This window comes from Serpentinimonas sp. SSL01, from assembly GCF_056323735.1.
Window position 1 is genome coordinate 1,204,598 of the sequence record NZ_CM150487.1, and the last position, 12,956, is coordinate 1,217,553.

At 65.2% G+C, this 12,956-nt stretch carries 12 protein-coding genes and 1 tRNA gene; 6 read left to right on the top strand and 7 right to left on the bottom strand.

Annotation, left to right across the window (positions count from 1 at the left end; genetic code table 11):
• Positions 1-2 precede the first annotated feature (2 nt).
• A complete protein-coding gene (locus tag ACVMK0_RS05710; RefSeq protein ID WP_476464597.1) occupies positions 3-1,727 on the top strand; it encodes a hypothetical protein in 1,725 nt (574 codons plus the stop codon).
• 35 nt (positions 1,728-1,762) lie between these two features.
• On the opposite strand, the gene phoR is transcribed toward ACVMK0_RS05710, so the two are convergent.
• The 4 genes from phoR to ACVMK0_RS05730 are packed head-to-tail and all read right to left on the bottom strand — an operon-like array spanning position 1,763 to position 4,966.
• On the bottom strand, positions 1,763-3,082 hold the full coding sequence (gene phoR / locus ACVMK0_RS05715) for a phosphate regulon sensor histidine kinase PhoR (RefSeq protein ID WP_476464598.1): 1,320 nt from the start codon (positions 3,080-3,082) through the stop codon (positions 1,763-1,765).
• On the bottom strand, positions 3,079-3,804 hold the full coding sequence (phoB, locus tag ACVMK0_RS05720) for a phosphate regulon transcriptional regulator PhoB (protein WP_045535702.1): 726 nt from the start codon (positions 3,802-3,804) through the stop codon (positions 3,079-3,081). The genes phoR and phoB overlap by 4 nt, the downstream gene beginning before the upstream one ends.
• Complete coding sequence (gene phoU / locus ACVMK0_RS05725) at positions 3,801-4,502, bottom strand: phosphate signaling complex protein PhoU (RefSeq protein WP_045535704.1); 702 nt, start codon at positions 4,500-4,502, stop codon at positions 3,801-3,803. Before phoU ends, phoB begins: the two co-directional genes overlap by 4 nt.
• A 2-nt stretch (positions 4,503-4,504) precedes the next feature.
• A complete protein-coding gene (locus ACVMK0_RS05730; RefSeq protein WP_148311821.1) occupies positions 4,505-4,966 on the bottom strand; it encodes a phosphate ABC transporter ATP-binding protein in 462 nt (153 codons plus the stop codon).
• Between ACVMK0_RS05730 and ACVMK0_RS05735 the strand changes: the two genes are divergently transcribed.
• Both ACVMK0_RS05735 and ACVMK0_RS05740 read left to right on the top strand, forming a co-directional pair.
• Positions 4,934-5,039: transfer RNA gene (locus ACVMK0_RS05735), tRNA-OTHER, on the top strand. The two genes, ACVMK0_RS05730 and ACVMK0_RS05735, sit on opposite strands and share 33 nt — an antisense overlap.
• Positions 5,040-5,047: 8 nt before the next feature.
• The gene (locus tag ACVMK0_RS05740) at positions 5,048-5,317 is read left to right on the top strand and encodes a hypothetical protein (RefSeq protein WP_148311822.1); all 270 of its coding nucleotides are present in this window, start codon (positions 5,048-5,050) and stop codon (positions 5,315-5,317) included.
• Here ACVMK0_RS05740 and pstA read toward each other — a convergent pair.
• The 3 genes from pstA to pstS form a co-directional block, all read right to left on the bottom strand.
• Entirely contained in the window at positions 5,314-6,168 is an 855-nt protein-coding gene (gene pstA / locus ACVMK0_RS05745; RefSeq protein WP_045535707.1) for a phosphate ABC transporter permease PstA, read from the bottom strand. The two genes, ACVMK0_RS05740 and pstA, sit on opposite strands and share 4 nt — an antisense overlap.
• A gap of 1 nt (position 6,169) precedes the next feature.
• Positions 6,170-7,159 carry a phosphate ABC transporter permease subunit PstC gene (gene pstC, locus ACVMK0_RS05750; RefSeq protein ID WP_476464599.1) on the bottom strand — a complete coding sequence of 330 codons (990 nt, stop codon included), beginning with the start codon at positions 7,157-7,159 and terminating at the stop codon, positions 6,170-6,172.
• Between the two features lie 151 nt (positions 7,160-7,310).
• Positions 7,311-8,351: a phosphate ABC transporter substrate-binding protein PstS gene (pstS, locus tag ACVMK0_RS05755; RefSeq protein ID WP_476464600.1), complete on the bottom strand. Its 1,041-nt coding sequence runs from the start codon at positions 8,349-8,351 to the stop codon at positions 7,311-7,313.
• Between the two features lie 249 nt (positions 8,352-8,600).
• Here pstS and ACVMK0_RS05760 point away from each other — a divergent pair, with 249 nt between their 5' ends.
• The 3 genes from ACVMK0_RS05760 (at position 8,601) to ACVMK0_RS05770 (ending at position 12,945) form a co-directional block, all read left to right on the top strand.
• A complete protein-coding gene (locus ACVMK0_RS05760; RefSeq protein WP_197539317.1) occupies positions 8,601-9,263 on the top strand; it encodes a class I SAM-dependent methyltransferase in 663 nt (220 codons plus the stop codon).
• A 96-nt stretch (positions 9,264-9,359) separates the two neighbouring features.
• The gene (locus tag ACVMK0_RS05765) at positions 9,360-11,351 is read left to right on the top strand and encodes a monovalent cation:proton antiporter family protein (RefSeq protein ID WP_476464601.1); all 1,992 of its coding nucleotides are present in this window, start codon (positions 9,360-9,362) and stop codon (positions 11,349-11,351) included.
• 7 nt (positions 11,352-11,358) lie between these two features.
• Positions 11,359-12,945, top strand: a complete 1,587-nt coding sequence (locus ACVMK0_RS05770) for a Na/Pi cotransporter family protein (protein WP_476464602.1) — start codon at positions 11,359-11,361, stop codon at positions 12,943-12,945.
• Positions 12,946-12,956 lie beyond the last annotated feature (11 nt).

Genomic DNA, 12,956 nt, shown 5'->3' on the forward strand with positions numbered 1-12,956 from the left:
CCGTGAACCACCCCAGCCCCGCCCTCGTGAGCCAGCACGCCGCCCGGCGCTTGCCGCGCTGGGTGTTGTGGACGCTGGGGCTGCTCTACGTTTTGCCTGGCTTCATCGGCCGCGACCCGTGGCGCAACGCCGACCTGGCCTCGTTGGGTGTGATGCGCGAGCTCGCCGCCCACCCCGGCCAATGGCTGCACCCGCAGCTGCTGGGCGAAACGGCGCTGGGCATCGGCTGGCTGCCCTACTGGCTCGGCGCGTTGGCCATCTACGCCTTGCCGTGGCTGCCCGCCCACCAAGCGGCCCAGCTGCCCTTCATGGCCTTGCTGGCCCTGACCCTGATCTCGACTTGGTACGCCGCCTACCACTTTGCGCGCCAGCCCGGTGCCCAGCCGGTGGTTTTTGCCTTTGGCGGCCAAGCGCACCCCACCCACTACGCCCGCGCCTTGGCCGACGCCGCCTTGTTGGCTTTGATGGCCTGCCTCGGCTTGGCCCTGCTGGCGCACCAATCCAGCGTGGATGCGGCGCGACTGGCCTTTGTGGCGCTGGGTCTGTGGGCCTACGCGCGCAGCTTTCATTCGGAACTGCGCTTAAGCACCACCCTAGCGCTCTGGGGGCTGGCCATGGCTGGCTTGGCTTTGAGCGGCGCGCCGGGCATCGCCCTGTTGCTGCTGCTCGGCGGCGAGTGCGCGCGGTGGTGCGGCACTTTCAACCCAGCCATACCCTCGCAAGCGCTGCGCGGCTCTATGGCCGGCTTGGCGCTGGTGCCCGCCGCTCTGGTGTACGCGATCGGCTGGCCCGCTGGCTGGCTGGACTGGCCCGGCATCCTGCCGCACTGGCAGCTTGGGGCTTCGTGGGAGAGCTTGGCCCGGCTGTTGCTCTGGTTCACTTGGCCCTGCGCCCTGCTGGCCGCTTGGACGCTGTGGAAGTGGCGCCGGCAATGGCGCAGCCCACACTTGCTGCTGCCTCTGTTGTGGCTGCTTGGGCTGCTGCTGGCAACCTTTGTCCACCGCGGCAGCGACCGCATCTTGCTGCTGGCGCTGCCGGCCTTGGCGCTGCTGGCGGCCTTTGCCTTGCCCACCCTGTCGCGCAGCGCCGCCGCTTTGATCGACTGGCTGGCGATGCTGCTCTTTAGCGCCTCGGCGATCATCATCTGGATCATCTGGGTGGCCATGATGACGGGCGTGCCCGCCGAACCGGCCGAAAACGTGGCCAAGCTGCTGCCTAATTTTGTGCCGCAATTCGAAGCCCGTCTGTTTGCACCAGCGGCCATCCTCACCTTGGCGTGGCTGGGTGTGATCGCCTGGCGCACCGGCCGCCACCAACCCGCGCTCTGGAAAAGCCTGGTGTTGTCGGCCAGCGGGATCACGCTGTGCTGGTCGTTGCTGCTCACGCTCTGGTTGCCAGTGCTCAACCACGGCATGGGGCTGGCGCCCATCAGCCAGCGCGTGGCCGCCCTGACACCGGCGCAGCAGTGCGTGCTGGTGCACGGGCTGGCGCACGAACAAATCGCCGCCTTGCAGTACCACGGTGGCCTGCGCGTGCAGCGCATCAGCGGCGGTGCGGCCGATGCTCACTGCCCGCGCTTGGTGGTCAGTTCCGAAGCCTTTGTGACCCTGCACCCACAGATCAACCTGCGCCAGTGGCAGCTGCTGCGCGAGGAGCCGCGCCTGCGCCCAGGCCGCGACGTCTGGCTGGTGTTCGAGCGCCGCCCAGGTGACCCAACCCAGCAGTAAGCCCGGCCACACCACGCCGCGAGCGCAGCCACAAGCTAATCGCTGTGGTTTAGCACCCGGCTGGGCGGCAAGATGATACGAAAGGTCGAACCTTGGCCCGGCGCGCTCTCGATCTGCACCAAGCCCCCATGGCGCTGCGCCACGTGCTTGACGATCGCCAAGCCCAGTCCGGTGCCACCGGTTTCGCGCGAGCGGCTGCGGTCCACGCGGTAAAAGCGCTCGGTCAGGCGCGGCAGATGCTCGGCCTCGATGCCCGGTCCGTCGTCGCTGACATAAAAACCGGCGCCGCCATCGTTGTTCAACGTCCAGCCGGCTCTCACCTGCGCACCCGCCGGGGTATGGCGCACCGCGTTGTTGAGGAGGTTTGACATGGCGCTGTGCAACTCGGCGCGCGCGCCCGCAATCAGAAAAGACGGGCCGCTTTGGGCCAGCACCTGATGCGGACCCCTGCCCAACACCTCCGACAGCGCCTGCGCCTCGTTGACCACCTGCTGCAGCATGGCTTGGGCGTCGATCCACTCGCCCACACCGGGCACCGGGCTGCCTTCGAGCCTTGAAAAGGTGAGCAGATCGCTGACCAGGCTTTGCATGCGCTGAGCTTGGGTGCTCATCAATTCGAGGTACTCGCGCCGCTCGCTGGCCGACAATTCCAGCGTTTGCAAGGTCTCGATAAAACCGCTGACCACGGTCAGAGGGGTGCGAATTTCGTGCGACACATTGGCCACGAAATCGCGCCGCATGGCTTCGGCCAATTCCACCGCCGTGATTTCGCGCGTCAGCATCAGACGCCGCCCCTTGCCGTAGAGGTAGAGGTTGATGGAAATGCGCTGCGGGTGGCCCGGGGTGGCGTCGCGGCCATCGATCTCGACCGCCTGGGCGTAATCGCCCTGCACCAAATAATCGATGAATTCGGGCGCGCGCACCAAGTGGCGTATGGGTTGTTTGAGATCGCGCTTGGGGTCAAAACCCAGGTGCTGGGCCGCTGTGAAATTGCTCCACTCGATGGCAGCGGATTTATCGAGCAACACCACGCCGATGGGTGAGGCCTGAATGGCGGCCAAAAACTCTTGCAAACGCGCCTCGCTCTTGCGCGCCTTGCGATTCAGAATTTTGAACGATTTCCGCGCACGCTCGACCACCTCGGCCCACACACCCACGGCGAGCGGAGGCGCGGCTGCGCTGCCATGGCGCAACCAATCAAGCACGCGCCGCGCCCGCAGCGCATCGAATGCGAACCACAACAGCGCACCAACAGCACTGCCCAGCACCGGCAGCCAACTGGCAACCCCAAACGCTGCGGCCAACGCGCCAGCAGCCAGCGTAAACGCCAGCAGCTCCAGCAGGCGTCGCATCATGCCTCGGCAATGTCGGGTTTGGGCTTGACCTTGATGGGGTTGGCCGTGATGCGGTACCCGGCGCCACGCACCGTCTCGATCATGATTCCGGCAACGCCGAGCGACTCGCGCAGGCGTTTCACATGCACATCGACGGTGCGCTCTTCGATGAACACATGGTCGCCCCAAATGCGATCGAGCAAAAAGCCGCGTGTGTGCACCCGCTCGGGGTGTTTCATCAGGTAGTGCAGCAGCTTGAATTCGGTCGGGCCGATCTTGAGCTCGCTGCCACTCAACATCACGCGGTAGGTCGAAGCATCCAGCGTCAAATCGCCCAATTGCACTGCGTCGTTGACGATCTCGGGCGCACGGCGCCGCAGCACCGCGCGTATGCGCGCCAACAACTCCTGTGTAGAAAACGGCTTGGTGACGTAATCGTCGGCCCCGGCGTCGAGCCCCTGCACCTTGTCGGACTCTTCGGTGCGGGCGGTGAGCAAAATGATCGGCACCGTTTTGATGCGCTCTTGCAAGCGCCAGCGTTTGGCCAACGCCACCCCGCTCTCGCCAGGCAGCATCCAGTCGAGCAGGATCACGTCGGGCAGCACCGAATCGACTTCGCGCTGCGCCGACTCGCCATCAAAGGCCACCGTGGGTGCAAAGCCGTTGTGGCGCAGGTTGACGGCGATCAGTTCGGCGATGGCCGGCTCGTCTTCGACCACCAGCACCCGGGGGAGTTTTCTCATTGCAGGGCCGATTTCCTTTCCTCTTCGCTGGCGTGGCGCACGTCGGCACCTTTGACGACGTAAATCGTGGCTTCGGCGATGTTTTTGGCGTGATCGCCGACGCGCTCGATGGCCTTGGCCAAAAACAACAGATTGAGGCTGCTGCCGATGGTGCGCGGGTCTTCCATCATGTAGGTGATGAGCTTGCGCGTGTAACCGGCGTAATCTTCATCGAGCCGGTCGTCCGAATTGATGACCGTGTTGGCCGCATGGGCATCAAGGCGAGCAAAAGCGTCCAGGGTTTGGTGCAGCTGCTCGATGGCATACGACAAACTGGATTCCAGATCCCCACTGGGCAAGGCGCGCGGCGCCCCGGCCTGAATGTGCGCCCGAATGAGCTTGGCAATGCGCGCCGCTTTGTCGCCCACCCGCTCGAGGTTCATGACCACACGCGACAAGGCCACCAGCAAGCGCAAGTCGCGCGCCGTGGGCTGGCGCCGGCTCATGGTGCTGGTGATTTCGTAATCGATTTCGACTTCAAAATTATTCACCAGCGCCTCTTGCTGGAGCACCTGCTGCACGGTCTCGAGGCTGAGGTGATGCAAGGCGTATATGCACTGGCGCAGCTGGGATTCGACCAAGCCGCCCATTTCGAGCATGCGGGCGGTGGCGTGGGCCAGTTCGGCTTCGAACTGGCTGGAGAGCAGTTTTTCACTCATGATCAACCAAACCTTCCTGTAATGTAGTCTTCGGTCTCGGTGCGCTTGGGCTTGAAGAAAATCTGTTCGGTGGCGCCGTACTCCATCAGCTCGCCCAAGTACATGTAGGCGGTGTAGTCGCTGCAACGCGCCGCCTGCTGCATGTTGTGGGTGACGATGGCGATGGTGTAGTCTTTTTTGAGTTCGTGCACCAGTTCCTCGACCTTGCCGGTCGAGATCGGGTCCAGCGACGCCGTGGGCTCGTCGAGCAGCAGCACCGAGGGCTTGACCGCCACGCTGCGCGCGATGCACAGGCGCTGCTGCTGCCCGCCCGACAGGCTCAGGCCGCTTTGCTTGAGCTTGTCTTTGACTTCGTTCCAGAGTGCGGCTTTGCTCAGGGCCCACTGCACGCGCTCGTCCATGTCGGCGCGGCTGAGTTTTTCGTAGAGCTTGACGCCAAATGCGATGTTGTCGTAGATCGACATCGGAAACGGCGTCGGTTTTTGGAACAACATGCCGATGCGCGCGCGCAGCAGGTTCAAGTCCTGCTTTTCGTCGAGGATGTTTTGGCCATAAAAGCTGATCAAGCCCTCGGCGCGCTGGCCCGGGTACAGGCTGTACATGCGATTCAGGGTGCGCAGCAGCGTCGATTTGCCGCAACCCGAGGGGCCGATAAAGGCCGTGACCTTGCGCTCGATGATGTCGAGGTTGACGGTTTTCAGGGCATGAAAGCCGCCGTAGTAAAAGTTGAGGTTGCGCACCTCGATGGCGTTGCGTGGCTCGATAGAGGCTTCAGACATATACGAATTTCCAGTTTGCAGAAGGACTTAATTTAGACTTTGACGCGCTCACGGAACAAAATGCGTGCCGTGATGTTGATCGCCAGCACCGTCAAGGTGATGAGCAAAGCGCCCGCCCAAGCGAGCTCGTTCCAGTTGTCGAATGGGCTCATGGCCATGTGGTAGATCCAGACCGGCAGGTTGGCCATGGGGCCGTCCATGTCGAGGGTGAAGAACTGGTTGTTGAGCGCGGTAAAGAGCAGCGGCGCGGTCTCGCCACTGATGCGCGCCAGCGCCAGCAGCACGCCGGTGATGACGCCGGCGCGGGCGCCGCGCAGCACCACCATGGTCGCCACCTTCCAGTGCGGCGCGCCGAGCGCGAACGCGGCCTCGCGCAAGCTGCCGGGGATCATGCGCATCATGTTTTCGGTGGTTTTGATCACCACCGGAATGGCGATCAGCGACAGCGCGATCATGCCGGCATAGCCCGAAAAATTGCCCATGGTCATGACCACGACCGCAAACACGAACAAGCCCAGCACCACCGACGGCGCCGAGAGCATGACCTCGTTGACGAAGCGCGTGACGCTGGCGGTCTTGTTGGCGTCGCCAAACTCGGCCAAGTAAATGCCGGCCAAGACACCGATCGGGGTCGAGATCAGCACCGCGCAGCCGACCATGATCAAACTGCCGACGATGGCGTTGCGCAAGCCGCCGCCGGGCGTGCCGGGCGCGGGTGTGTCTTGGGTGAAGATTTCCCAATCGAGGGCGTAAAAGCCATTGGAAAACAGCACGAACAAAATCCAGACCAGCACCGCCAGCCCGATCAACGAGGCGACGCCAGAAAAGGCCATGATGGCAGCGTTTTTGCGCCGGCGCTGGTTGTAGAGCGATTGGTTGATTTGCATATCAGTATCCTTTGCTGCCCTTGCCTTCTTCGACCCGCAAAATCAGCAGCCGCGCCAGCGCCAGCACCACAAAGGTCAGGATAAAGAGCAGGAAACCGAGCGCAAACAGGGTGTGCATGTGCATGCCAAAGGACTCGGCAAACTCGTTGGCCAGCGCCGAGGTGATCGACACGCCCGGCGCGTTGATGGTCTCGGGGATGCGGTGTGCGTTGCCGATGACGAAGGTCACGGCCATGGTCTCGCCCAGCGCGCGCCCCAAGCCCAACATCACGGCCCCGACCACGCCCTTGAAGGCGTAGGGCATGACCACATGGCGCACCACTTCGGTGGTGGTGGCACCCAAGCCATAGGCCGATTCGCGCAGGATTTGCGGCACCACTTCAAACACGTCGCGCGTGACGGCGGCCATGTAGGGCAGCACCATAAACGACAGGATGATGCCGGCGGCCAAAATGCCCAGCCCGTTGGGCACGCCGCCAAAGATGGCGCCGACGATGGGCATCCCGGCCATCAGCTCTTGCACCGGGATCTGGAAGTAGTCGGCAAACAGCGGCGCAAACACGAACAGGCCGAACATGCCGTAGATGATGGACGGGATGGCGGCCAGCAGCTCGACCGCCGTACCCAGCGGCCGGCGCAGCCAGACCGGGCAGGTTTCGCTGAGGAACAACGCGATGCCAAAGGCCAGCGGCACGCCGATGATCATGGCAATGGCCGAAGTGGCCAAGGTGCCGATGATGGCCATGAGGGCGCCAAACTGCTCGTTGACCACGTCCCATTCGGCGGTCCAGATGAAGGCAAAGCCGAACTCGCGAAACGCCGGCCAGGCGTTGATAAACAGGGTGGCGATGATGCCGATGAGCGCCATCAGCACCAACACGGCAAAGGCTTGCGAGACGCGGTAAAAAAGGGCGTCGTGCAAGCGCTGGCGCTTGGCGATGGCGAGCACGTGGGGGTGGCCCAAGTCGTGCGCTTGCATAGGGGTGGACATAGGGGGGTCGAGCGTCGTAGTGGAACTGGCACCTATCATAATCAGCCCATACTAGGTAGATAAATTGCAATCCGCCGTGCGCCAGAGACGGCACGGCGGATGCACCGCTGTTGCCGCACAACGGGCGCGCGGCAACGTCATCGGCAGCGACTTAAGCGCGGCGAATCTGGCTCCAAACCCGGGTCCGAATGGCTTCGGCCAAGGTGTCTGGGATCGGCACGAAGTCCATCTCCAGCGCCAAGGCGTCGCCGCTGCGGAAAGCCCAGTCAAAGAAGGCCAGCACGGCGTTGCTTTCGGCCACGTTGGCCGGCTGCTTGTACATCAGGATGAACGAAGCCGTGGCCATGGGCCACGAGTTGGCACCGGCGGCGTTGACCATCGACACGCCCATGCCCGGCACGCTGAACCAGTCGATGGCGGCGGCGGCGGCCGAGAAGGTGCGGTCATCGGGCTGGACGAAGTTACCGGCGGCGTTTTGCATCGCCATGTGCGGGATGTTGTTGCGCCGCGCGTACGAGAACTCGACGTAGCCAATCGCCCCGCGGGTGCGCGCCACGATGGCCGACAGGCCTTCGCTGCCGCGACCACCGATGGACGAAGCCGCCGGCCAGCGCACGGTGGCACCGCGGCCCACGCTCCTGGCCCACTCCGGGCTCACGGCCGAGAGGTAGTCGGTAAAGACAAAGGTGGTGCCCGAGCCGTCGGCGCGGTGCACCACGGTGATGCCTTGGTTCGGGAAGGTGCGGCCCGGGTTGACGGCGGCAATGCGCGGGTCGTTCCAGTTGACGATGCGGCCGCTGAACATATCGGCCAACAGCTGGCCGGTCAGGCGCAGCTCGCCGGGGCGAAAGCCTTCGAGGTTGTACATGGGCACGACGCCGGCGATGATGGCCGGGAACTGCACCATGCCATCGCGCTCGAGATCGGCGCCGGACACTGGGGCGTCGGTGGCACCAAAGGTGACGGTGCGGGCGCGAATCTGGCGGATGCCGGCCGAAGAGCCGATCGATTGGTAGTTCAGTTGCACGCCGGTCGCGGCGCGGTAGGCTTCAGCCCAGCGGGAGTAAATCGGGAACGGCAGCGATGCGCCGGCGCCGGTGATGATGGTCGAAGCGGTGGCCAGCTTGGTAAAGCCGCCGGTCATAGCCAGCGCAGCGGTGGCGGCCACGGTTTTCAGGAAAGTGCGTTTCATCGGGTTCCTTTGGAGGAAGGTTTATGGGACATCCTTGATCCTATGCATGAATTGTGGCAGTTTTGTGACAGACTTTTGAATTTTTAACCACGAAGTGTCACAAATCGCCCCTTGCTAGCGGTTTCCCCTGATCTTTCTCAGATGACAAGCGCGTGAAATCCCCGCTCGACTGGGTTACAGTAGCGCCATTGCCCCCCAGCCGCCATTCTTCGGCTTGGTTTTTACCCTCGATTACCCCTAGGAGCACCAGTGCCGACCAATCACAAGGACCGCAGTGCCGAGCCCCGCAGCATCGCTGCCAACCACCCGTTCGAGCACCAGACCCCAAATCGCACAAAGCAAGACTCGCGTTTGGCCGACGCAATGGCTTTTCTGCGCGGCTTCATGGCGCAGCCGATGTCGGTGGCCTCGGTGGTGCCCAGTTCGCCCTATCTGGAACAAGGTGTGGTGCGCGCCTGCGACTTGGCGCGCGCGCGCTGCGTGATCGAACTCGGGCCCGGCACCGGCGGCAGCACGCGCGCGCTGCTGCGCGCCATGTCGCCGCAGGCGCGGTTGTTGGCGATCGAGCTCAACCCCGAATTCTCCAACCGACTGCGCCAGCGCAACCAAGACCAGCGGCTGCTGGTACAAGAAGGCAGCGCCGCCGACCTAGGGCTGCACCTAGAGCGCTGGGGCCTGCCAGCGCCCGATGTGGTGGTCTCGGGGATTCCGTTTTCCACCCTGCCGGTGCCGGTGGCCCAGAGCATCGTCGCCGCCATCAAGGACCATTTGGCCCCCGGTGGCCGTTTTGTCGCCTACCAGTTCCGCGCTCATGTGGCCAGTTACACCACGCCGGAGATGGGCGAACCCAGCTTCGAGTGGGAATGGCGCAACGTGCCGCCGATGCGGGTGTTTCGCTGGCAACAACCCTGAAGCTTCGCTGGGCACCGTGGGCTGCTGGGGCGCTGGCGGCCTGTTTACTCCCGTGCGCCCATGCACACTGATTGATGCACGGCACCATCGCGCCCCATGACGCTGCCACCGCTGTTTGAACTCTTGGTGCTGCTGGCCGCTGCGGTGGCGGCGGTGGCGCTGTTTCAGCGCACCGGCATCCCGGCCAGCTTGGGCTACCTGGCCGTGGGCGCCCTGCTGGGGCCCTACGTGGCCGGCCTCATCAGCCACACCGAGACCATCCGCTTGGTGGCCGAGTTCGGCATCGTGTTCTTGCTGTTCACGATCGGGCTCAATTTTTCGCTGCCGCAAATCTACGCCCTGCGCCACACCGTGCTCTGGCTGGGCACCGGGCAGGTGGTGCTGACCACGGCCGTGGTGGGGCTGGGGGCCTGGGGCTTGGGGCTGGACCCGGTGGCGGCCTTCATCGTCGGGGCGGTGTTTGCCCAGTCATCGACCGTGATCATCGCGCGCCAGCTCGCCGACCAAGGCGAGGAGCACAGCCGCCACGGCCGCTTGGGGCTGGCGATGTCGGTGTTCCAGGACGTGACCGCGGTGCCGTTCGTGGTCATCATCCCGGTGCTGGGCTTGGCGGCAGCGGGTTCGCTGGCCGAACCGCTGGGTTGGGCGCTGCTCAAGGCGCTGCTGGCTTTTGTCTTGGTCTTTTTGGCTGGGCGCTGGTTGCTGCGGCCGCTGTTTCATGCGATTGCGGTGCGCCGTTCGGCCGAATTGTTCACGCTCACGGTGCTGCTGGTGTCGCTGGCCTCCGCGGCCATCACCGAAAGCCTCGGGTTGTCGCTGGCCTTTGGCGCCTTTCTGGCCGGCATGATGCTAGGCGAGACCGAGTTCAGGCACCAGATCGAGTCCACCATTCGGCCCTTTCGCGACGTGCTGCTGGGGCTGTTTTTCGTCTCGATCGGCATGCTCTTCAACCCGGCCGCGTTGCTGGCGATCTGGCATTGGGCGCTGCTGGGCGCGCTGGCGTTGCTGGCGATCAAGCTGGTGCTGGTGGCGGCGCTGGTGCTGGCCGCTGGCATCGAGCGCCGCACCGCGCTGCGCACCGCGCTCATTCTGGCGCTCGGGGGCGAGTTTGGTTTTGCGCTGCTGGCGCTGGGCTTGGCCGGGGGCGGCATCGACGACCCGACGGCGCAGATTGCACTGGCGGCGGTGCTACTGAGCCTGATCGCTGGGCCGTTCCTGATCCGCTACAACCAGTTTGTGTGCAATGCGCTGCTGGGCCCGGCCAGCAGCCCGAGCGTGGCCGCCAGCGCCGCCGCGCAACAGCCACACGCCCACACCAGCCCCAAGCTGAGCCAGCACGTGATTTTGTGTGGCTATGGCCGCATCGGCCAGAGCGTGGCCAATTTTCTCGAGCGCGAAGGCATTGCGCACGTGGCCCTCGACCTCGATCCGGCACTGGTGCGCGACGCCCACGCCGCTGGCGAGCCGGTGTACTATGGCAACGCCGCCGAAGCCGGCGTGCTCGATGCCGTCGGGCTGGCCAGCGCGCGCTTGCTCATCATCAGCTACGACGACCCGGCGGCGGCGCTCAAGCTGGTGCAGCAGGTGCGCGCGCAGCACCCCGAGTTGCCGGTGATGGTGCGCACGCGCGACGAAAGCCAGGTCGAGGCCCTGCGCGCCGCCGGCGCCACCGAGGTGGTGCCCGAAACGCTCGAAGCCGGCATGATGATGGTCGCGCACGCGCTCACGCTGCTCGAGGTGCCGATGGCGCGCGTGCTGCGGCGCCTGCGCGAGGCGCGCAGCGACCGCTACCGGTTGCTGCGCGAGCTGTTCCAAGGCGACCCGACGCTGGCCGGGGACGACGCCACGCAAGCGCGCCTGCACTCGGTGGCGCTGCCGCCGGGCAGCAGCGCCGTGGGCCAGCGCATCGAAGCGCTTGGACTCGAGGCCGACGCGGTCGAAATCACCGCCGTGTTGCGCGCCGGCCAGCGCCTGCTCAACCCCGCCCCCGATCTGCTGCTGCACAGCGAGGACGTGGTGGTGCTGTTTGGCGCGCCCGAAGCGCTGGCGCGGGTCGAGGCCCGTTTGTCCCCATTCAACCTGAGCTAAGCGCATCATGACCCTGCAACAACTCACTTGGGCCCTCGGCGGCTTGGCGCTGTTTTTGTTTGCCATGCTGATGATGACCGAGGGCCTCAAGGCCTTTGGCGGCAGCGGCCTCAAGCGCTTGCTCGGGCGCTGGACTTCGACCCCGCTGCGCGGCGTGTTCGCCGGCATCGCCGTCACGGCGCTGGTGCAGTCGTCGAGCGCAGTCACGGTGGCGGCCATCGGCTTCGTCAACGCCGGGCTGATGAATCTGCGCCAGGCCTTGGGGGTGATTTTTGGCACCAACGTCGGCACCACCATGACCGCTTGGCTGGTGAGCCTGATCGGCTTTGGCTTTGACATCGACGCCTTTGCGCTGCCGATCATCGTCGCTGGGGTGGCCTTGCGCTTGCTGCTGTCAGACCAGCGCTACCAGGGCCTGGGCGACGCGCTGATCGGCTTTGGCCTGTTTTTTATGGGGCTGGATCTGCTGCAACAAGCCTTTGGCGGCATGGCTGCCGCCTATGGTGCCGATGCGCTTGCCGGTGGCGTGGGCGTGCACTGGGCGGCGGCGCTGGCGCTGGGCTTTGTGGTCACGCTTTTAACGCAGTCGTCCAGCGCCGCCGTGGCCATCATTCTGACTGCCGCCACCGGCGGCCTGATCGACCTGCCCACCGCTGCGGCGGCGATGATCGGGGCCAATGTGGGCACCACCGCCACCGCCGCCTTGGCCGCGCTCAAGGCCACGGCAGCGGCGCGGCGGCTGGCGCTGGGGCACATCGGTTTCAACGTCATCACCGGGGTCGTGGCGCTGCTGCTTTTGCCCTTGATGCTGTGGCTGATCGACTGGCTGGCCTCTGCCTTGCACCTGCAAGACAACCCGGCGGTGTTTCTGGCGCTGTTTCACACCGTATTCAACGTCATGGGGGTGTTGCTGCTGCTGCCCTTTACGCAGCGGCTGGCAGACTGGCTGGAAGGCTTTTTTCGCAGCCACGATGACCAACTGGCGCGCCCGCAGCACCTGGACCACACCCTAGCCAGCTCACCCGAGCTGGCGCTGGGCGCGGTGCGCGCCGAACTGCCGCGACTGCGCGCCGCCATCGGCAGCGTGGCCACGGCGGCGCTGGACAACCAGCGCCAAGCCAGCAGCCAGGCCGAGGCCGCGCGCCAGCTGGCCGCCGCCATCACCGAATACATCGCCAGCCTGCGCGCCGCGCGCATGCCGCGCCAAGTCTCGGACGACCTGACGCTGTGCCTGCGTGCCACGCGCTACTTCGACGAGGCCGGGCGCATGGTCGCCAGCGCCCAGCGCTTGGCCGCTGCAGCTGCAGCGGCCAACCCGCCCGAAGCCCTGCCCCAACTGCTGGCCGCGGCGCGCACCTGCCTGAGCGCGCCGTGCAGCAGCAACGCGGCCGAACTGGCCGAGTTTGAGCGCCTGTATCAGCACGGCAAAGCCAGCCTGTTGTCGGCGGTGGTGGCGCAGCAGATCGAGGCCGAACGCGCCGACGGCCTGCTCGACGACCTCAGCCACCTGCGCCGCCTGCTGCAGCAGTGGGTCAAGGCCGACACCATGCTGGCCTGCAGCGACAGCGGCCGACCGGCACCCGAGGGCGCTTGAGACTCAGGCGT